This window comes from Bradyrhizobium sp. WBOS08 (assembly GCF_024585125.1).
GTDB lineage: Bacteria > Pseudomonadota > Alphaproteobacteria > Rhizobiales > Xanthobacteraceae > Bradyrhizobium > Bradyrhizobium japonicum_B.
The window spans coordinates 1,581,252-1,599,088 of sequence record NZ_CP028988.1 but is presented as its reverse complement, the minus strand read 5'-3'; the positions used below and the strand labels follow the sequence as shown (position 1 = coordinate 1,599,088).

Genomic DNA, 17,837 nt, shown 5'->3' with positions numbered 1-17,837 from the left:
GGTGCCGTCCAAACTGATTCAAGCCAGGGGGAACCAAATCGATTGCTTGTATTTTATTATCCCACCCGGCCACGGCCATATGCCGAAGGACATAGAGGACCGGGCCGAGGCAAAGTCGATGTTGGATGCGTCCGCCAAGCAGGGGATCCTCAAACCCATCCGGCTTGTGCTGGTTGATCGGCAACCAATCGTCCTGCAGGGACTGAGGTCGGTCCTCGGGACGCAGCAGGACTTCGATGTTGTCGCGTCCGCAAGCGACGGGGCAAGCTGCCTCGAGGCGATCCGGAATCTGTCGCCCGACGTCGCGCTCATTGCCGACACCCTGCCGGACCTTACGGCATCCGACATTCTTACGGTCGTGAAAGCCGAGAAGCTCTCCACGCGCCTGGTGTTCTTTACCGAATCCGATGCCGACCACGATCTGACCGCAGCGATTGCCGCGGGCGCCTGCAGCGCAATCTCGAAATATGCCGCTCCCGGCGCCATGCTGCGATCGCTGCGGCTGATGGCGAAGAGCGGCGTGTCGCTGGAACAGACCGATCTCGTGCCCACCGGGCAGGACGATGACGGCGGCGGCAAGCTCGAAAAAATGCTGGAGCGATTGACGAGCCGGGAACGTCAGATTGTCCGACTGGTCGCGGAAGGGATGTCGAACAAGGAGATCGCGCGTCGGCTCGACGTTTCCCAGGGGACAGTCAAGGTCCACTTGCACAATATCTTCCAAAAGCTGGAGATCACCAACAGAACGGTGCTTGCGACCATCTCATGGTTGCAACGCACCTCCGGCTTCAGCGCGCTCGCACTGGCCTTTCTGGCATTCGCGATTGCGGACGAACTCAAGGCGTCGGAAGCCGAGGACAATTTTGCGCATGACGATGGCCCCGGTCGGAGCGACGAGCACGCCGGCTTTGAGGTCTGGAAAAAAGCCATCCTCGCGCATCTCATCATCTCGACATCCGGCGAAGCGACCGCGCTCACCGAGAGGGACTTGCTGGCCAAGGCAAGCCAGGCCGCGAACCCGAGCGCGGCAATGGAAGCGCTGCGCGTGGCGGAGCAGCTGCTTGGCTCACAAGTCCCTGGCTTGAACGCGTTAAAGCAGGGCGGCGCTGCTGGATCGAACACGCCGAGCCTTGATGCGCTTTTGCCGCGGGAATCCCACGACGCTTCAAGCGGAGGTGTCCTTCGGGTGGAAGATCACCTTCCGCGGCTTGCTTTCCAACCGACGCCGATCCCCGGAGGCTATGGCACCTTCGCCGCTGTTGCCGGCGCGTTGATCTACGCCATGAGCGATCCCCATCTCGCCGCGCAGTCACATGAGTTGGATCACACATCGATCGACAGCCTCCTGGACGGCGTTGGCGAGACCGCGACGACCAAGCTCGCCGCGATCACGCATGTCGACGCCAATCAGCCAGCGAGCTTGCATCCAGCGAGCTTGCACCCAGCGAACTCAACTTCGGATATCCTTGCGCACGATTTTGGCCGGGCTGCCGGCTTTGCGACCGGAAGCATTGACGTCCCGCAGCAGGACGTTCGAGGGCGGGTCGGCCCGGATGCCGCGAGCGACAGCGGCCAGAAAATTGACGGCGTGTTGGATCTTGGTCCTGCTTCCGCTTCCGGCGGAGATGGGCTCGATCAATTGCCGGATGGCAAAGTCGAGAACGTCGTTCATCGCGATGCGGTCGATACCAAATCCGGCTCTTCCGATTCCATCCTGGATTCCGCCTCAGGACCGAACAGGATCAATCTTGCGGCTTTCGGGGCGCTCGCTTGTCTGCATTTGACGGCCGCGGTCAAATCGATCCCGCCACATACCCTTGCCTGGATCTACGATCCCGCAACCAATCAAACGATCGTCTACGTGAATCCGACTGATCGTGTGCTTGATGTCGGGGATCGCGCGCTGCTGGAAGTTCATCTTCAGGGAATTGTATCCGTCGCAGATGCGGATGTCGTTCATCCCACAGATGGCGCAGCTGTCGCCGTCACCCTGGAGCAGCTCGAACAGGCGCTGATATCGGCGGCCAACATCGATGAGACTGATCCGAGTGAGAGCCGGGACCACGCGAGCGAGAGTTCGCCCGGCACAGCCCACGTTTGGAGCGCTTCGGCCGATGACGGCTTGAGCTTCCAATTCGCACACTTTCGGACGGGCTCCGGGACGTCTGCCAAGTCGGGCACCTTCGCACGCGACTCGGCGGATACGACCGAGGGAAGTGCCGATGCCTCCGGTGTCTCGTCCTACGGATCATCAACCGCGCCCGCTCATGGTGCGTCGCATCCGGCAACCGAAAATCTCAGTTCAAAGAGTGCTCCGGCTAGTCCGAACAGCGGCGCTCCATGGAGCGCGCAGAATGAGATCGTCCCGCCTGGCCTCTCGACGGCTGATAGTGCAAGCCATGGCAATTCTGCGCACGCTTCAAACCAGGGACAGGGAAAGAACGCGGCCGCGGGCGAGGCTGAGACGGAGTCCAAACCCGGTAACGCCGACCACGACAGTGAGCACCATTCCCAGGCTCCGGACAGTCCGCCAGGGCAAGCGAAAAAGGCAGAGGCCGGCGGCGCCGATCACGGCAAGTCGGGCTACTCGGGCAAAGCAGTGGACCCAGGCGAGAGCGACCCCAATGCCGGCAATGCCGAGCACGGTCACGCGTCGCATGATTCGAAGTCTGGACCTGTCAAGGCGGCGAACGTGGAGAAGGCCGAAGCCAAGCCCAAGCCGGACCATGGCGTCGGCCATGACAAGGAGCATCATTCCCAGGCTGCAGACAATCCGCCAGGACAAGCGAAAAAGGCAGAGGCCGGCGGCGCCGACCACGGCAAGTCGGGCCACTCGGCCAAAGTAGCGGAAGCCGGCGAGAGCGACCCAAATGCCGGCAATGCCGAGCACGGTCACGCCCCGCACGCTGGTAAGCCTCTGCCTGCGAACGCGACGGACGTCGAGATAGCCGAAGCCAAGCCCAAGCCGGACCATGGCGTCGGCCATGACAAGGAGCATCATTCCCAGGCTGCGGCCAATCCGCCAGGGCAAGCGAAAAAGACAGAGTCCGGCGGCGCCGACCACGGCAATTCGGGCCACTCGGCCAAAGTAGCGGATGCCGGCGAGAGCGACCCAAATGCCGGCAATGCCGAGCACGGTCACGCGCCGCACGCTGGTAAGCCTCTGCCTGCGAACGCGACGGACGTCGAGATAGCCGAGGCCAAGCTCAAGCCGGACCATGGCGTTGGCCATGACAAGGAGCATCATTCCCAGGCTGCGGCCAATCCGCCAGGGCAAGCGAAAAAGGCAGAGGCCGGCAGCGCCGACCACGGCAATTCGGGCCACTCCGCCAAAGTAGCGGAAGCCGGCGAGAGCGACTCAAATGCCGGGAATGCCGAGCACGGTCACGCGCCGCACGCTGGTAAGCCTCTGCCTGCCAACGCTGCGAACGTGGAGATGGCCGAAGCCGAGTCCAAACCGGATCACGGCGCCAGCCATGATGAGTATCCATCCCACGCCTCCGACCCGGCATCACCGGCAGGGAAGACAGCAGACCCGACGGCTTCGGAGTACGGCAAGCCGCCGCACGATTCGCCTTCGGCCTCACCGAACGCAGGCACGACCGAGCCGAGCGTCGCAAGAGGTGACATCGCCGCGGGCGGAAGCCCACACCAGCCTCCACAATCTCCTGCACCTGAAGCCCAACCGGGAAAATCCGGATCGGCAAGCAACGGCGCGGATCGTGACCTGGTGTTTCGCTTCGATAGCGAGACAGCTCCTTCCACATTCGCCCCGGCCGTCGAACTCAGAGAACATGGTATTGCCCACGTGACGCCCGGTGAGAAAGACTCCCCCCAGATGATCACCGAAATCGTTGCCGGCGCGCTGGACGAGCACGCAGCCCATCACGGCGTGAACGGTCCGCATCACGGCACGGGACCCGCGACCCATGATTGGTTGATCTGAAGTTGCGCGGACAAGAACGTGATGGCGCGGGCGGCACCCGCGTAATTTGCCTGGAACCTGCCTGATGGAAGCTGGAACCGGGAAGGGCGCCTTGGAATTAACCTGCGAGAGGACAACCGCGGATATTCATGATGACAAATGGTCGTTTCGCCAACTCGATGTCCACCGCCTTCCGCCATCCCGGCGTGATCGCGCTGATCGTAGCGGGGGTGACGATTGCGGCCATGCTGATCGTCGACCACGGTCCCTGGAATCGCGCCAAGACCCAGCCGGCTCATGTTGCGATGTATGCGACCACCGGCGAAGCGGCACGGGCTGCCGGGGCAAAGGTGCTTCCGACCACTCCGAAATCGCCGATCGAGCCGACGCGACCGGGGCCCAAGACGTCCCCTGTCGTCAATCCTGTGACGCCGTAATCTCGTCAGCCCTTGCGATCGTAGTTCAAAAGCCCGCCGCTCGTCTCGGCGGAAGGGCGCAGCTTGCCGTCGTCATTGACCGCGGCGAGCTTGGTCTCGCGCGCCTCGGTCGCGTCAGCCGATCACCGATGAGCCGAGCAAGGCGAGGACGGCCAGCGCCATCAGCGCGGTGCCGAGCCAGCCCAGCGCGATCAGCCACGTCCTTGCCCTAAAGCGGCCCATGATCGCGCGGCTCGAGACGATCAGCATCATCATCGCCATGATCGGGACGGCGACGATGCCGTTCAGCACCGCGCTCCACACCAGCATCTGGATGGAGTCGATCCCGGTGAAGCCGAGGCCGAAGCCGATGAGGGTCGCCGCGGCGATGATGGTGTAGAAGCCGGCCGCTTCGTCCGGCTTGGCCTCCAGCGTGGCGCGCCAGCCGAAAATCTCCGCAACGCCGTAAGCGGCCGAGCCCGCCAGCACCGGGATCGCGAGCAGACCCGTGCCGATGATGCCGAGCGCGAACAATGCGAAGGTGAAGTCCCCGGCGAGCGGCCGCAGCGCTTCGGCCGCTTGCGTCGCCGAATCGATGTGGGTGATGCCGTTGGCGTGCAGCACCGACGCGGTGGTCAGAATGATGAAGAAGGCGATGCCGTTGGACAGCAGCATGCCGGAGATGGTGTCGGTCTTGATGCGGTCGATCTCGGAACGGCCGCCGCGCTTGAGCTCGCGCAGCGGCTTGTCGCGCGTGCCCTGGTTCATCTCCTCGACCTCCTGCGAGGCCTGCCAGAAGAACAGATAGGGGCTGATCGTGGTGCCGAGCACGGCGACGACCATGAGGAAATAATCGGCGCTGATATTGGCCTTGGGCCACACCGCGGCGAGCAGCGCCGTGCTCCAGGGGATCTTCACGGTGAAGGCGGTCGCGACATAGGCGAACAGCGCCAGGGTGAGAAATTTCAGCACCGGCGAATAGCGGCGATAGGGCAGGAAGACCTGCAGCAGGGTCGAGCCCGCCGCGAAGATCAGCGCGTGCTCGTGGTTGAGCCCGCCGATCACCAGCGACAGCGCCTCGGCCATCGCGGCGATGTCGGCGGCGATGTTGAAGGTGTTGGCGGCAACCAGCATGGCGACGAGGCCCAGCACCGCCCAGCGCGGCGCGATCTGCATGACGTTGGCGGCAAGCCCCTTGCCGGTGACGCGGCCGATCTGCGCGCTGACGAGCTGGATCGCGATCATGAAGGGGGTGGTGAGAAACACCGTCCACAACAGCCCGTAGCCGAATTGCGCGCCGGCCTGCGAATAGGTGGCGATGCCCGAGGGATCGTCGTCGGCAGCTCCGGTGACCAGGCCCGGCCCCAGCCGTTGCAGAAGCGTCGGCGCGGATTTCGTCGGGGTGAGGGCGCTGTCGCTCATGGAAGGGGGACCTCGATCGGCGGTGCTTCCATAGCAAATGCCAGGAATGGAACATAGGTTCCATCCCAGGCGGGCGATCCGCAATTTCTGAAAATGCTAATTCAACTTGACCGCCGGGCAAAACACGTGTAGATTGCCATCATCGCAAGACGTCTCGAACGCCGGCCACATGGGCGAGGTCCTCGCATCCAGGCGGAGTCTTGAAGCGGGCGCGCTACTTGATGCTGACGAACATGCCCCAGGCAGCCGCCAGCGCCGCGCCGGAAAAGACGATCAGCGGGTTGTCGCAGAACGCACTGCCATAGGTGCACATGGTGACGCCGAACGAGCCGATCTCGTGATGGCTCGCCGAATAGAACAGTCCCGACAGCACCAGCAATGCAGCGGCGACGTAGTACATGGGTGGTCTCTCCGAAACTCGTCCGATGGCGCCCGCGCAAAGAGAGCGGCAGGCTTCAGCATGGCGCGAGGAGCTTTCATTCCGCCAAATCCGATGCGTCGGATTTGGCTAAAGTTGGCGCGATTTCCAGTTTGTCCCGACCGGGCAAAGGTGGATCGCGCTCACGCAAAAAGGCCCCGCATTGCGGGGCCTTTGCCGTATCTTGTTCGATGGGAGCTTATCGGCGCGTACCTGCGCCGTAGAGCTCGCGCTCGCGGCCGATGTCCTCCGGCGACAGCGGCGGGCTTGCGGCATCGAAGTTTGTCCAGCCGCTCTTCTGCCAGGCCGCGCTGCGGTCCTGCAGGTTCACGGCTCGTTCGTTGAGAAGCGCATCGAGCCGTGCGCGGTCCTGGTCGGGCACCCGCGCTGACACCAGCGAGCCGCCGCGGCGAACGCCCTCGGCATAGCGCGAGGCTTCTTCCTTGGAGACGCCGGCTTCGGTCAGGGCGCCGACGATTCCGCCCGTGGCCGCACCAGCGGCTGCGCCGACTGCGGTCGAGGCGAGCCATCCTGCCGCCACGACCGGCCCGAGGCCGGGGATGGCGAGCAGGCCGAGGCCGGCGAGCAGGCCCGCCGCGCCGCCGAGACCGGCGCCGATGCCGGCACCGGTGCCGGCGCCCTCGGCCCGATCGTCGACGCCGTCGCGGTCACGATCGACCTTGCCGGAGCGCGAGCCGTACCAATTGTCGGAATTGTTGGCGACGATGCTGATGTCGGAGTGCGGCACGCCGGCGCCTTCCAGCCGGGTCACCGCGCGCTCGGCGTCGGCATAGGAGTCGTAAAGACGGGAGATGGTGGCTGTCATTTGCATGATTCCTTACTTGGTCGGCCTTACTTGGCGGGGTTCACGTTGCCCTGGAAATCCAGGCTGACGTCGGTCTTGGTGCCGGCCTTGTCGGCCTTGCCGCGCCAGACGCCCTGGTCGTCCTTGTGCAATCCGGAGACGTTGGAATAGCCGGCGCCCTCGATCCGCGACTTCGCCTGTCCCTCGGTGAAGCTGTTGCGGCCCTCGACCGGCTTGTTCGAGTTGTTCTGGTCCGAGCTGTTGACGGCGTTGTTGCCGGGCCCGCTTTGCGCGGGCTGCGACTGCGCGCTTGCGGGCACGGCTGCGAGCATCAGCAAGGTTGTCACGAGTGCGGTAAGACGTCTCATTGTTTGTTCTCCGGCGGTGAATGTGCCGGCGACAACACGTGAGATTCGAATTGGTTGCTATCGTGCGAAGCTGCGAGTGCCGCAGCATGGTCTTTGCTTCGATCGTGGTCGCGCAGGTGAGGGGCGCGAGCAACGATTGCCACGCTGGTCGGAGGAACTTCGCTTCCCGCGACCGATTGTCTTCGCTCTCACAGCGGGCGAGGCAGCGCCAACCATGCAATCACGCTATCCATTGTTGAAGAGGTGGACAGCGGATGAGCACGAGCAGTTGAAAGCCATGGCTGAAGCGGGCCGGCGGCCCGACGAGATTGCGCTTGCGCTCAACCGGAGCGAGGCGGCGGTGAGGGGGCGTGCCTGGCAGCATGGCATCGCACTGCGCACCGTTACTACGAAGCGCGACCGATGAGTTGGGCCGGGGTTCGAGACCGCAGACGTGCGAGGCGATCTTAGCGTGGGTACAAAAGCCTGGAATGCAATTGGCGAGAAGCGCCGCCTCACTTCACCGGCGGAGCCTCGGCCTGCGTCGTGGCGGGCTCCCAGGGTGCCGGCAGGATGACGCGGATCGGACGAGCCTCAGCCGCAGGCCGCACCTGATCCTTCGGCTCGGCCAGCGCCACGGACATCAGCGCGATCAGCATCGCCAGCGACGTCGTCACAAGTCTTACATCCAGCATCGAAGCCTCCAGGGTCGTGCGTCAACGCAGGACGCGGCCGTTGGTTCGGGTCCCGACCGGGAACAAGTGGCAATTTTTGAAGTTTGAAGGAAACAGGTCCGATCACCGGACCGCTGGAGGAGGACACCATGAACATCAAGACCATCATTGCCGCCGCCGTGCTGACCTCGTTTGCCGCGCCTGCGTTCGCGCAGTCGTTCTACGTGGTGCAGGACGTCAAGACCAAGAAGTGCACGATCACCGAGGCGAAGCCGACCACCACCGAAACGACGGTCGTCAGCGGCGACACCGTCTACAAGACCAGGTCTGAAGCCGAGGCCGGCATGAAGACCGTCAAGGTCTGCACCTCGAACTGAGGAGAGAAGCGATGCCAGTACTTCTGCTTTGGGCCGTTCCGGCCGTGATCGTCCTGGGTGGCGGCATTTACCTGATTGGCCACATGCATTGACGACAACCGGCGCGGAGGCTCCTCGGCGCCGCGCCTTCGAGCAGGCCGCACAAGCGGCGAACGAAAGCCCGCGTGGAGCGATCCGCGCGGGCTTTTGACTGATGAGCGGCTCCGGCGGAAACTGCCTCACCCCGCGAGCGAGACGTCGATCCGTTCGAATCCCCGCACCGCCGGCAGCGACATCAGGGCGGGCCTGGCGAAATAATAGCCTTGAAACAGTGCGATGCCGGCGGCGCGCAAGGTGATGAGCTCGGCCTCGTTCTCGACGCCCTCGGCCAGGACCGTGATGTCGAGCTCGCGCGCGATTTGCGCCAGGCCCGAGACGATCACCTGCTTGGGCCGGCTGAGATGGATGTCGCGCAGCAGCTCCATGTCGATCTTGATCAGGTTCGGCTGCAGCCGGGCGAGCAGGCCGAGGCCGGCATAGCCGGCGCCGAAATCATCCAGCGCCGTCCAGAAGCCGAGCGCCTTGTAGGTGCGCACGATGTTCTCGACATGCGCCGGATCGCTCATCCGCTCGTTCTCGGTGAACTCGAACATCAGATTGGAGGCGGGAAAATTCACGCGGCGTGCCGCTTCCAGCGATTTCCGGATGCAGGCGCGCGGCTCGTACACGGCGTTCGGCATGAAGTTGATCGAGAGCCGCGCGCGCGGATCCACAAACAGCCGGCCGGCGGTTTCGATCGCCATCACCCGGGCGGCCTGGTCGAAGCGATAAATCTGCTGGTCGGTGAGCTGGCTGAGCACGCTATGCGCGCTCTCGCCGCTGGGGCCACGCACCAGCGCCTCATAGCCCCAGATCCTGTTCTCGGCGACGTCGACGATCGGCTGGAATGCCATCTTGAATTCGAACGGCAACTCCGTCCCGTCAGCGCATCCGGCGCACGTCACGCCCATCTTGCAAGTCTCCTGCAGTTCTTCACCTGCGCGGACGTTATGGCGCACCCGTTAAGGAACAGAGAAGCGCGGGCAGGGCTCCCAGAGGGCGTTGCTAGGTTCATTTGTGAACGCAAGCAGGCGGGCCATCAGCGTCACGATCGGACGAAACACGCCTGAAACAATGCTGAAACCCGATTGTCCTGAACTCCGTGCGCCCGGGCCCCGACCAACGAAGCGAAAAGGAGATCATCATGATCCAGATCGGTTCAAAGGAAGAAGTCGCGTTCCTGCTGGCGCTGTTCGGCACCCACACCCAGCCGGTGCGGCGGCCGAAGCCGAAATCGCAGCAGAGGTGAGAGCAAACCCATGCCCGGTTTGGCCGAATGCCAGAGCCTGCTCCGGCTCCTGATCGCCAGGGGCGATCCCAAGGCCATCCCGCTCGCCAAGGGCGCCATCGATCAATATCTGAACACGGCGCCGGTGAGCTGCCGCGGACGGGGCCTGCGCGTGCTCCAGCGCGACGCACTCGACCAGCACGATGTGGCGGTCGGCGTGCAGCGCTCGTTCGCCGAGACGGTGGACGCCTATATCGAGCGCAAGCTCGCGGAAGAGTAGGGGACTGTGCCAGGGAGGCGCAGCCAGTTCCCGGACCCCCTTGGCTTCAATAGATTTTCGATGGGCTTGCAACCTTTGTCCCCTCCCGGGCCTCTTAGGGACAAAGGAATACGCACATGGCGCGATACTACTTTGACTTGACCGACGAGCACGGAGTCGCGCTCGACGAAGAGGGGCTGGAATTGTCCAACATGCGCGCGGTCCAGGCCGAGGCCGCCAAGTCGGTCGGCGACATGGCGCGCGACGCCATCATTTCCGCAGCGGCGACCGGCGGACGGCGGAGGATGGCGATCGACGTTCGCGACGCCGGCGGGCCTGTCATGCAGGTGACATTCAGCTTCGCGATCGAGACGTTCAACGCACGAACGCCATCCGGCGATCATTGACGCGTCAGCGTCGGCCGCGATGGCTGCGGCGGTGGCGGCCAGGATTGCCCGGACTCGAGCACGGCGATCTTGCGGCCCAGCTGCCAGACCTCGACCTTGCCGTGCCGCGTGAACTGCCGCGCGAAGGCGAGGGCGGTCTCGTCGGACGAGGCCTCGAAGGCCTCCGCCGAGCGGAAGACGCCGTTCTCGCCGACGAGATAAGCGCGATATTGCTGGCTCATGTCGGCGCCCTCAGGCCGGGCGAGCGCAACCAGGCCTCGATCTGCATGGCGGTCTCGTCCTGCCGCGCCCGGCGGAGCAGCATCTCGCGGCGGCGTCCCGGCGCGAGCGCGCGGGCTTCGTCGCGGCAGCGCGTGGCTTCGTCCGCGAGACGTTCGGTCAGTGTTCTCGTTTGTTTGAAACGGCGACGCGTCAGCATGGCGCATGTCCCTTGTTCGAGGAGGGCGGGAGCGCGAACCGGCGTTCTCATCACCGATCTCGTGCCACGGGCCTTGCGGTGATGACTGGAGGCTACGCCTGCTGCATGGGTGAGTCTGTATCTTTTGATGCGTCTCCAGATTAAATTTCGAAGCACAAGCTGAGCCTGTTGAGCGGCTTACTCAATTTGAGTGCGAGGCTTTGCGCGAGCTCATTTTCGCTGGCGCGTGCGCGCATGCCGCGAGCCGCCGGCCGACTTTGCCGAACGCAAACAAAGGCAGAAGGGCGGCGGTGCGGGCTGAAGGATGCGGCAGCGCCCGCGCCCGCGCGGGGGCGGCGCGCACCACGAGCCGTCTCCTGCGCGGCGGGATCCTCCTCGGCTCCTCCAAAAACGTCGATTGACATCGTTCTCTTTTTGTTCTAGTCAATCATCATTTCAACCTGTGGGCGAACGCCGACGCATCGGTGTTGGCCTGATTTTTTCCGCGGGGTAGTCGATGAGTAGCTCGCTTCTCGCTTTTGTCTTATTGGACGAACCGGCGATGCCGGACATGTCAGCGGTCGCCAACGTCCTTCACGCCCGGCATCCGGATTTGGCAAGTGAGGCGATCGGGGACGGACCTTCGCAGCAGACCCAGGCCAATTCGCCGCTCATTCGCTGTGGCCGCGAGCTCGTTGCGGTGATGTCGATGCCGGCGTCCGTGCCGCACGACCAGGGACTGTGGGCGCGGGCCGCCACCACATGGCCGGAGAGCAAGGCGGTGGCGGCCCGGCATCGGGGTCATGTCATCGTATCGATGCTCGGAAAGAGCGAGCAGCCGCTGGTCGCCGCGCGCGGCACCACCGCACTCATCGGCGCTTTGATCGCGACCATGCCGGAAGCTTGCGGCGTGGTGTGGGCCGGCCGGGTGGCGCGGCCCGCCGATCTCTGGCTCGAGATGTCGCGCGATGCGTTCGCTGCGTTTCCGGACTATCCCTTCAGGCTCTGGGTCGACATTCTTCCGTTCCGGTCAGGCGCCAGGATCGGCGCGGTCACGGTGGGACTGTCCGCCTTCGTCGATCGAGAGATCGAGTTCGTCACCGCCAGGCTCACGCTTTCGGCGCTGTTCGACAAGGTGGCGGGCCTTGCCGTGTATCTGATCGAGCATGGTAGCGTGGTGAAGGACGGCGACACGATCGGGGCAAGCGCGAGCGAGCGGATCCGGGTGCGTCACAAGGAGTCCGATGCGTTTGGCGGCATGCCGGTGTTTTACTGTGTTGATGAGGTCGCGCAGTGATCGCGATGAGCGACTACCATCGGTACTTGCCGCCGGATTCATTGCTCGAGATCGATCGTTTGACACGTCGGGCAAAACACCGGCAGAATGCCATCATCGAAAAAAGCCGATCAAGCTCGCGGGAAGCCGCGGGCTTTATTGTTGTGCGACCGATCGCGCTCTTCACCGCGTGTGTCGCGGGTACGATGTTCAGTGAGATGCAGTCGTGACTGACGAAAAAGAGAATTCTGTGCCGAAGCGACCGAGAGCACGCAAGCGCCGCTTCCACCGGATAAGGTACAATCTCAGCGGCCGGCCCGGCTTTTGGATCGCGGACGAAAGCGTCCTTCCTCCCTACAAAGTATCTCGATTGCCGGCTTCTACGCCGCCTGTGCCTTACATGTTCGATAAATCGGACGGCCGTCCGCCCGGCGATCTGGAGCTCTGCTGGGGGTGGTGGCTCGTTTCGGATCGAACCAAGGCTGTCTTCGAGAGGATGGATCCGGAGGCCTTCGTTTTTGTGCGATGCGACGTGCGACTACCGAAAGGTAGCTATCATGGGCCGGACTATTGGATCTGCGATGTTGTTCGTGTCCTCGATGCGGTGGACGAAGCGCAATCGCATTTGCGGATCGGAATTCGGGACGATATCCGCTACATGGACCATGGCATGAAATATTACGAATTCCCTCTCGGATACAAGCTGGTCTTCAGAGAAGACGTGATCGGCACGGCGCACATCTTCCGCATGGCCTACAAAGAGGCGACAGTCATATGCGACCAGGAGTTCAAGGACGCTTGCAAGTCGGCGGGGTTGAAGAAAATCCACTTTGCCGACACTTCGAAAGGCGAAATTTGACTCTCTCCGTCCCGAGGAATGAAGTCCTTTCTCTCGCCGAGAGCGTGCTTTCCTGAGACACATGCGAGGGGCCGTTTCGCTTCGGCGATGAACCGTGCAAGCAGGCATATTCTGCTGGCAACAAGGCTGGCGTCCCGCAAGCGGATAGCGACGTCGGCGCGATATTTCTTCTTGATCTAAGAGAATCCAACAAACTCGCGCCTTGAGGCCGTTGCCTGCGTTCGGTCGGGTCGACTGCGCCGCGTGCCATAGCACTTCAGAAAATACTGCAGTCCTGTCGATGAGCTCGCGGGCCTCCCGTCGGGCCCGCGCTTGCGCGCTCATTCATCCAATTTGCCACCCCCCATACTCAATGAAGTCCCTTTTGTGAGGGTGCATGTCAATTTTTTCCGACCATCATATTATTCCAGAGAGCTGTAGAGATCACCGCGCGTTTCGCGGCATTGACAAGCAGACGTTCGATATCGACTCCTCCGCAAACCGAATCTATCTGCCAGCAAATCGAGAGCTCGCTGCAAAGTTGAATGTTTCGCCCCATCCCGGCGGGCATGTCGGACCATACAAAAGCTTCGTTTGTAAAAGGCTTGATCAGATTGCAAAGATCGAAAGTCCAGAGGAGCGACTAGCGGAGATTAAGACACTGATCGATGCTATGCGCGTCGGCTTCCTCAATGGCCATCTCTACCCCAATGTGCCTATCGATAAAACACGAGAAGACGTCGTCGAGTGGATCGAGAAAATTGTGACGCACCCCAAGGCTTACCGCGATCAGTACCCCGATCTATTGCGAACCATCGGAGATATCGAGCGAAGGGGAGCGGGCGCCGGTCAGGATCATCTGATCAAATGGTTGCTCTATCTGGATCATCCGGAGCGGCAGAAACTCATAGACGAGGCAATTGCTCGCAATCGCGATGTCAACGTGACGGCTGGTAATCGCGACCTGCGCGGAACGAATTGGTCCAAGTTCGAAGTGTTCGACCCTTCCTCGTACATTCGGCACATTCCGGGTGTCGCGCCAGTGAACCCGAGCGACTTTCCGCCGCTGTCCGGCTACAATTCACCTTCGCTGGCTGGTTTGAACGAACAGGAAGGGTTCGCGCGAAGTGATCCCCGCTTCATACGCGCGCTGCCTCCTTTCCCCCAGCTAGATCCCAATGAACAGCAGATCGGTCGATTGCCTCCGACAACGGCCGCTCCATCAGACCCGCTGGTGCTGCAATCCGATCCGCACTCCGGCGTTACGAATCCATACTACGAGAATCCGTTGGCTGGAGGCGCATCTCCGGAGCGTGATCTTCTTCCTTGGTTGGCCGGTGGCGCCGCCGTGCTAGCGGCTCCCTCCTTGCTCTCCTGGCTGCTCGGCGTTGGAGGTATTTTGGCGGTTGCGCGCGCTGCGAACGCAGAGGTTAGCAGTCCGGGCACGACGGAGGGCGCTACTGCGCCTAGTGGAGGTGTGTTCTCGACAGAAGCGCCTGCGCACGACACTATCGACAACGGTTTTCGCGTCGACGACGGGGCTAGCAGCCGCGGCTCTTCGGCATCATCGACCTTCGGGCCGCAGCCGGGTGCAACGTCGTCGATCGATCCGAAGACTATTGTAAGCGCCTTTGCGGATCGCTTTGGCAACTGGGCCAACACGCCAGACGGCTCCGTGCCTGCCGAGAACGTAGACAACGTGCCGGACACTCCTCCACACGGAACAGTGGCGCCCGAAAACGTTCGGCGCCTCACGCGGACCAACGAGTCCAATGCGGGCAGCGTGTTCACGTCCGGCAGTGCGCCGGTCCCATATCTGCCTTCCACGGAGTTCAACGAGCGGTTCGGCAATTGGACAGTGCCGATCGCTGGAAGCGGGCGATCGCAGCCCAGCAAGCCGATCGGTTTCTTCGCCGACGAGCCGAGCTATTTCGTTCCACCTCCGATCTTTGGCGTAGAGAATCCAGACAATTCTGATACCGACGCCGGGGAGTGGTTCTCGCGCTGGATACGTCCGTTGCTTCCACCGCAGTGAGGAGCGTACGGAGTGGTCGACGCCGAGCCAGTTCGATCGTTTGACACGTCGGGCAAAACACCGGCAAATGGCGTCATCGGAAGAGTTCGGATCAAGGCCCGCGGTATACCGCGGGCTTTCATATACGAAGAGCTGTGACGTTCCGTGTTCTACGCAGCAACCGGCCCGAACCACCGCGTCAGGGCCTCCTCCAATCCGTGCTGGCTCCCGTCTCCCACCCATGCCACGTGCCCGTCGGGCCGCACCAGCACCGCGCCCGGCGCGGTGACCCGACCGATCACCGGAAGCTCCCACGGCCCGTCATAACCGGCGTCGACGACATCGATGCGGTCTCGCCACGGCGCCACGTCAATGCCGCCTTCCTTGCCGAAGTTGAGCAGCACACCGCGCGCGCGGTGCAGCAGCGTGAACAGGTTCAGCGTCCGTCCTTCGACCGCGAGGTCGAGATCGGGCATGCGCCGGCCGAGCAGCTCATGGCCTTCGCCGAGATCGTAGGCGACGTCGAGCCCGCTCATCATCGCGCCGAAGCGCCGGCGCGGCTCGTCCATGGCGAGCAGCTCGGCGATCGCCTCGCGCGCGGCCTTGCGGCCGTCGTCGCCGCGGCGGAGCAGGGCGATCTGCGCCCTGGTGGTCTTCAGCACGCGCGCGGCCACCGGATGGCGCTCGGCGTGGTAGCTGTCGAGCAGGCTGTCCGGCGCGAGGCCCTTGACCACCTGCGCCAGCTTCCAGCCGAGATTGACGGCGTCCTGCACACCCAAATTGAGGCCCTGTCCGCCGACGGAATGATGGATATGGGCGGCATCGCCGGCGAGCAGCACGCGGCCCTTGCGATAGCAGGCGGCCTGCCGCGCCGCATCGGTGAAGCGGGAGATCCACGCCGGGCTATGCACCCCGAAGTCGGTGCCGTGGACGGCAACGAGCGCCTCGCTGAGATCGCGCAAGGCCGGCTGGCCGGTCGCCGCGAGCGTTGCTTCCGTCACCACGACCAGGACGCGGCCGCTCTCGGTCCTGCTGAGGCCGTGAAAGCCGAGCGCATCGTGGCGCAGCCCGAACTGCGGCGGCTCGCGCATCTCGACCTCGGCCATCAGGTTAACGAGCGTCGCTGAAGTACCGGGGAAATCGATGCCGGCCGCCTTGCGCACCAGGCTGCGGCCGCCGTCGCAGCCGACCAGAGATTTTGCGTGCAGGCGCGCGCCGCCGGACAGCGTCACGGCGATGCTGGTCTCGTCTTCCGCAAAGCCGGTGACCTCGCGATTGCGATAGAAGCGGACGCCGAGCTCCTCGGCCCAATCGGCCAGGATGCGCTCGATGCGGGCCTGCCGCAGCTTGAGCCCGTAAGGATGCCGTGTGGGGAGATCGCTGATGTCGAGCGGGGTCCAGGCAAAGCCGGCGAGCTGGAGGATCTCGCCTTCGCGCAGCAAGCGCTCGGCGACGCCGCGCTGATCGAGCACCTCGATGGTGCGGGCGTGCAGGCCGCCGGCGCGCGTCTCGACGATCGTCTGGTCGCGGCGCGGCTCGACCACGGCAACGTCGACATCGGCAAGCGCGAGCTCGGCGGCCAGCATCAGCCCGGTCGGGCCGCCGCCGGCGATCACGACGGCATGGTCTTTCGGCGTTGCCGTCGCAGCATCGGCGCCGTGGGCGCTGCGGCGTGAACGGGACGTCGGAAGCAGGACAGGCATGTTGACCCCCTCGATGGTCTGGTTGGGTCGGGGGTTCTACGGCAGGATCGGGGACTTGAAGCAAGCCCGTCGCGCACCACATATTGAGCTGGGAGGAGGGGCCTTCTCTTCCGCGCCCGCCGCGTTGACACGTCGGGCAAAACACCGGCATAGTGGCATCATCGAAAGAATTGAGTTCAGCCCGCGCGGACGCCATCCGCTGCGGGTTTTTCATTGGCCTCTTTTATTGGCCTGTGGTCAGTGAATGCCTGCGGTTCGCTGCAGGACGTCGGCGAGCTCCTCGAACGAGAACGGCTTCCTGATCATCGGCAGGCCGCCGCGCCGGGGCTCGCGCCCCGACAATTGCAGCATCTTCAGCTCGGGGCGGAGGCGCCGCGCCAGCTCGGCCAGTTCATGACCGTCCATGCCGGGCATGTTGATGTCGGTGATGAGGACCGAAATATCGCGGTTCTCCCGGAGCCGCTCGAGTGCATCCGGGCCGCTCCTGGAGCTGATCACCTCGCAGCCGAGATCCTCGAGCATGGCCACGATGGTCTCGAGCACGGGGGGATCGTCGTCAACAACCAGGACAGTGTGACTCATCAACGTTCCCTCCAACCAGGACGTCAACGCGCCTGTCGTCGCGTAAGTTCCGGACCGCCTAATCGTCCTTCGACAAATCGCCCGGCCTCGCCGGAAGATCGATCGTGCCGCCTTCGCCGCGCGCGAGGTCGCGGCCGCCGTCGGCGCTCTCGCCGGGCTGTTCGATGGCGGCATGGTCCGGGGCGCGGTCCTTGTCGCGACGCGGGTTAGCCTCGCTGCGCGGCTTGCGATCTGTCCTTTGGGTCATGACGGTCCTCCCGACCGACCAACTTCGGCGCGGCGCATTGGTTCGTTTGACATGTCGGGCAAAACACCGGCAGAATGACATCATCGAGACGAGTTTGGTCGACCCGCGCGGACATCATCCGTCGCGGGTTTTTTCGTCTCGGTTGCGCAATCGGACGGCGGCGGCGCATTGCGGCCACGCACTCGTCAAACCTGGAGCGCCGATCGGCGCGCCGCCGTCCGAACCATTGCTGGCCGTGCACGCGCGAACGCGCCGGCCTGCGGCGCTGGGGCCGATGGCCCGCGCCGCTGCGGTCTCCGGAAGACACGGAGATAGGGTTCGCGCCCGAAACGATCGCGCCTCATGGCGCGATCTGCCGCGCATTTTATCGAGGAGAGATGATGACCGCCTACCTGATATCGCTGGCCGTCGCAGGCCTCGTTGC

20 protein-coding genes are annotated in these 17,837 nt (G+C 63.7%); 9 read left to right on the top strand and 11 right to left on the bottom strand.

Annotation, left to right across the window (positions count from 1 at the left end):
- Nucleotide 1: 1 nt before the first annotated feature.
- Both DCM80_RS07740 and DCM80_RS07735 read left to right on the top strand, forming a co-directional pair.
- Complete coding sequence (locus DCM80_RS07740; RefSeq protein ID WP_257196436.1) at nt 2-3,946, top strand: LuxR C-terminal-related transcriptional regulator; 3,945 nt, start codon at nt 2-4, stop codon at nt 3,944-3,946.
- Between the two features lie 131 nt (nt 3,947-4,077).
- Nucleotides 4,078-4,362: a hypothetical protein gene (locus DCM80_RS07735; RefSeq protein WP_257196435.1), complete on the top strand. Its 285-nt coding sequence runs from the start codon at nt 4,078-4,080 to the stop codon at nt 4,360-4,362.
- 114 nt (nt 4,363-4,476) lie between these two features.
- Here DCM80_RS07735 and DCM80_RS07730 read toward each other — a convergent pair whose 3' ends face one another.
- The 5 genes from DCM80_RS07730 to DCM80_RS07710 form a co-directional block, all read right to left on the bottom strand.
- Complete coding sequence (locus DCM80_RS07730) at nt 4,477-5,763, bottom strand: NRAMP family divalent metal transporter (RefSeq protein WP_257196434.1); 1,287 nt, start codon at nt 5,761-5,763, stop codon at nt 4,477-4,479.
- A 214-nt stretch (nt 5,764-5,977) separates the two neighbouring features.
- Nucleotides 5,978-6,163, bottom strand: a complete 186-nt coding sequence (locus DCM80_RS07725) for a hypothetical protein (RefSeq protein WP_257175742.1) — start codon at nt 6,161-6,163, stop codon at nt 5,978-5,980.
- 217 nt (nt 6,164-6,380) lie between these two features.
- On the bottom strand, nt 6,381-7,007 hold the full coding sequence (locus DCM80_RS07720) for a hypothetical protein (RefSeq protein ID WP_257196433.1): 627 nt from the start codon (nt 7,005-7,007) through the stop codon (nt 6,381-6,383).
- A 26-nt stretch (nt 7,008-7,033) separates the two neighbouring features.
- Nucleotides 7,034-7,354, bottom strand: a complete 321-nt coding sequence (locus DCM80_RS07715) for a hypothetical protein (RefSeq protein WP_257196432.1) — start codon at nt 7,352-7,354, stop codon at nt 7,034-7,036.
- Between the two features lie 494 nt (nt 7,355-7,848).
- On the bottom strand, nt 7,849-8,028 hold the full coding sequence (locus tag DCM80_RS07710; RefSeq protein WP_257196431.1) for a hypothetical protein: 180 nt from the start codon (nt 8,026-8,028) through the stop codon (nt 7,849-7,851).
- Nucleotides 8,029-8,156: 128 nt separating this feature from the next.
- Between DCM80_RS07710 and DCM80_RS07705 the strand changes: the two genes are divergently transcribed.
- A complete protein-coding gene (locus DCM80_RS07705) occupies nt 8,157-8,384 on the top strand; it encodes a hypothetical protein (RefSeq protein ID WP_008555679.1) in 228 nt (75 codons plus the stop codon).
- A gap of 218 nt (nt 8,385-8,602) precedes the next feature.
- On the opposite strand, the gene DCM80_RS07700 is transcribed toward DCM80_RS07705, so the two are convergent.
- Nucleotides 8,603-9,373, bottom strand: a complete 771-nt coding sequence (locus DCM80_RS07700; protein WP_257196430.1) for an EAL domain-containing protein — start codon at nt 9,371-9,373, stop codon at nt 8,603-8,605.
- A gap of 348 nt (nt 9,374-9,721) precedes the next feature.
- Here DCM80_RS07700 and DCM80_RS07695 point away from each other — a divergent pair, with 348 nt between their 5' ends.
- Both DCM80_RS07695 and DCM80_RS07690 read left to right on the top strand, forming a co-directional pair.
- A complete protein-coding gene (locus DCM80_RS07695; RefSeq protein ID WP_028137705.1) occupies nt 9,722-9,970 on the top strand; it encodes a hypothetical protein in 249 nt (82 codons plus the stop codon).
- A 116-nt stretch (nt 9,971-10,086) separates the two neighbouring features.
- Nucleotides 10,087-10,356, top strand: coding sequence for a hypothetical protein (locus DCM80_RS07690; protein ID WP_257196429.1), 270 nt, complete (start codon nt 10,087-10,089; stop codon nt 10,354-10,356).
- Here the strand turns inward: DCM80_RS07690 and DCM80_RS07685 are convergent.
- Both DCM80_RS07685 and DCM80_RS07680 read right to left on the bottom strand, forming a co-directional pair.
- Nucleotides 10,350-10,577, bottom strand: coding sequence for a hypothetical protein (locus DCM80_RS07685; RefSeq protein WP_257196428.1), 228 nt, complete (start codon nt 10,575-10,577; stop codon nt 10,350-10,352). The two genes, DCM80_RS07690 and DCM80_RS07685, sit on opposite strands and share 7 nt — an antisense overlap.
- On the bottom strand, nt 10,574-10,774 hold the full coding sequence (locus DCM80_RS07680; protein ID WP_257196427.1) for a hypothetical protein: 201 nt from the start codon (nt 10,772-10,774) through the stop codon (nt 10,574-10,576). The genes DCM80_RS07685 and DCM80_RS07680 overlap by 4 nt, the downstream gene beginning before the upstream one ends.
- Before the next feature lie 541 nt (nt 10,775-11,315).
- Between DCM80_RS07680 and DCM80_RS07675 the strand changes: the two genes are divergently transcribed.
- The 4 genes from DCM80_RS07675 to DCM80_RS07660 all read left to right on the top strand — a co-directional run bounded on the left by DCM80_RS07675 (nt 11,316) and on the right by DCM80_RS07660 (nt 14,902).
- Nucleotides 11,316-12,050 carry a DUF4261 domain-containing protein gene (locus tag DCM80_RS07675; protein WP_257196426.1) on the top strand — a complete coding sequence of 245 codons (735 nt, stop codon included), beginning with the start codon at nt 11,316-11,318 and terminating at the stop codon, nt 12,048-12,050.
- A 5-nt stretch (nt 12,051-12,055) separates the two neighbouring features.
- On the top strand, nt 12,056-12,259 hold the full coding sequence (locus DCM80_RS07670) for a hypothetical protein (RefSeq protein ID WP_257196425.1): 204 nt from the start codon (nt 12,056-12,058) through the stop codon (nt 12,257-12,259).
- Nucleotides 12,256-12,888: a DUF1629 domain-containing protein gene (locus tag DCM80_RS07665; protein WP_257196424.1), complete on the top strand. Its 633-nt coding sequence runs from the start codon at nt 12,256-12,258 to the stop codon at nt 12,886-12,888. The genes DCM80_RS07670 and DCM80_RS07665 overlap by 4 nt, the downstream gene beginning before the upstream one ends.
- A 376-nt stretch (nt 12,889-13,264) precedes the next feature.
- Nucleotides 13,265-14,902 carry an AHH domain-containing protein gene (locus DCM80_RS07660; protein ID WP_257196423.1) on the top strand — a complete coding sequence of 546 codons (1,638 nt, stop codon included), beginning with the start codon at nt 13,265-13,267 and terminating at the stop codon, nt 14,900-14,902.
- Between the two features lie 149 nt (nt 14,903-15,051).
- On the opposite strand, the gene DCM80_RS07655 is transcribed toward DCM80_RS07660, so the two are convergent.
- From DCM80_RS07655 to DCM80_RS07645, 3 genes are all read right to left on the bottom strand, one after another.
- Complete coding sequence (locus tag DCM80_RS07655; RefSeq protein ID WP_257196422.1) at nt 15,052-16,584, bottom strand: FAD-dependent monooxygenase; 1,533 nt, start codon at nt 16,582-16,584, stop codon at nt 15,052-15,054.
- 237 nt (nt 16,585-16,821) lie between these two features.
- Nucleotides 16,822-17,166 (bottom strand): response regulator, encoded by a 345-nt coding sequence (locus DCM80_RS07650; protein ID WP_257196421.1) that lies wholly within the window; start codon nt 17,164-17,166, stop codon nt 16,822-16,824.
- Between the two features lie 58 nt (nt 17,167-17,224).
- Nucleotides 17,225-17,413: a hypothetical protein gene (locus tag DCM80_RS07645; RefSeq protein ID WP_257196420.1), complete on the bottom strand. Its 189-nt coding sequence runs from the start codon at nt 17,411-17,413 to the stop codon at nt 17,225-17,227.
- Nucleotides 17,414-17,837: the final 424 nt, after the last annotated feature.

Excerpts from the sequence above, each read along its gene's own strand:
- DCM80_RS07730 (WP_257196434.1), bottom strand. The coding sequence starts at position 5,763 with ATGAGCGACAGCGCCCTCACCCCGACGAAATCCGCGCCGACGCTTCTG.
- DCM80_RS07700 (WP_257196430.1), bottom strand. The coding sequence starts at position 9,373 with ATGGGCGTGACGTGCGCCGGATGCGCTGACGGGACGGAGTTGCCGTTC.
- DCM80_RS07710 (WP_257196431.1), bottom strand. The coding sequence starts at position 8,028 with ATGCTGGATGTAAGACTTGTGACGACGTCGCTGGCGATGCTGATCGCG.
- DCM80_RS07695 (WP_028137705.1), top strand. The coding sequence starts at position 9,722 with ATGCCCGGTTTGGCCGAATGCCAGAGCCTGCTCCGGCTCCTGATCGCC.
- DCM80_RS07725 (WP_257175742.1), bottom strand. The coding sequence starts at position 6,163 with ATGTACTACGTCGCCGCTGCATTGCTGGTGCTGTCGGGACTGTTCTAT.
- DCM80_RS07670 (WP_257196425.1), top strand. The coding sequence starts at position 12,056 with ATGAGCGACTACCATCGGTACTTGCCGCCGGATTCATTGCTCGAGATC.
- DCM80_RS07660 (WP_257196423.1), top strand. The coding sequence starts at position 13,265 with ATGTCAATTTTTTCCGACCATCATATTATTCCAGAGAGCTGTAGAGAT.
- DCM80_RS07680 (WP_257196427.1), bottom strand. The coding sequence starts at position 10,774 with ATGCTGACGCGTCGCCGTTTCAAACAAACGAGAACACTGACCGAACGT.
- DCM80_RS07655 (WP_257196422.1), bottom strand. The coding sequence starts at position 16,584 with ATGCCTGTCCTGCTTCCGACGTCCCGTTCACGCCGCAGCGCCCACGGC.
- DCM80_RS07645 (WP_257196420.1), bottom strand. The coding sequence starts at position 17,413 with ATGACCCAAAGGACAGATCGCAAGCCGCGCAGCGAGGCTAACCCGCGT.
- DCM80_RS07685 (WP_257196428.1), bottom strand. The coding sequence starts at position 10,577 with ATGAGCCAGCAATATCGCGCTTATCTCGTCGGCGAGAACGGCGTCTTC.
- DCM80_RS07690 (WP_257196429.1), top strand. The coding sequence starts at position 10,087 with ATGGCGCGATACTACTTTGACTTGACCGACGAGCACGGAGTCGCGCTC.
- DCM80_RS07720 (WP_257196433.1), bottom strand. The coding sequence starts at position 7,007 with ATGACAGCCACCATCTCCCGTCTTTACGACTCCTATGCCGACGCCGAG.
- DCM80_RS07705 (WP_008555679.1), top strand. The coding sequence starts at position 8,157 with ATGAACATCAAGACCATCATTGCCGCCGCCGTGCTGACCTCGTTTGCC.
- DCM80_RS07735 (WP_257196435.1), top strand. The coding sequence starts at position 4,078 with ATGACAAATGGTCGTTTCGCCAACTCGATGTCCACCGCCTTCCGCCAT.
- DCM80_RS07675 (WP_257196426.1), top strand. The coding sequence starts at position 11,316 with ATGCCGGACATGTCAGCGGTCGCCAACGTCCTTCACGCCCGGCATCCG.
- DCM80_RS07715 (WP_257196432.1), bottom strand. The coding sequence starts at position 7,354 with ATGAGACGTCTTACCGCACTCGTGACAACCTTGCTGATGCTCGCAGCC.
- DCM80_RS07650 (WP_257196421.1), bottom strand. The coding sequence starts at position 17,166 with ATGAGTCACACTGTCCTGGTTGTTGACGACGATCCCCCCGTGCTCGAG.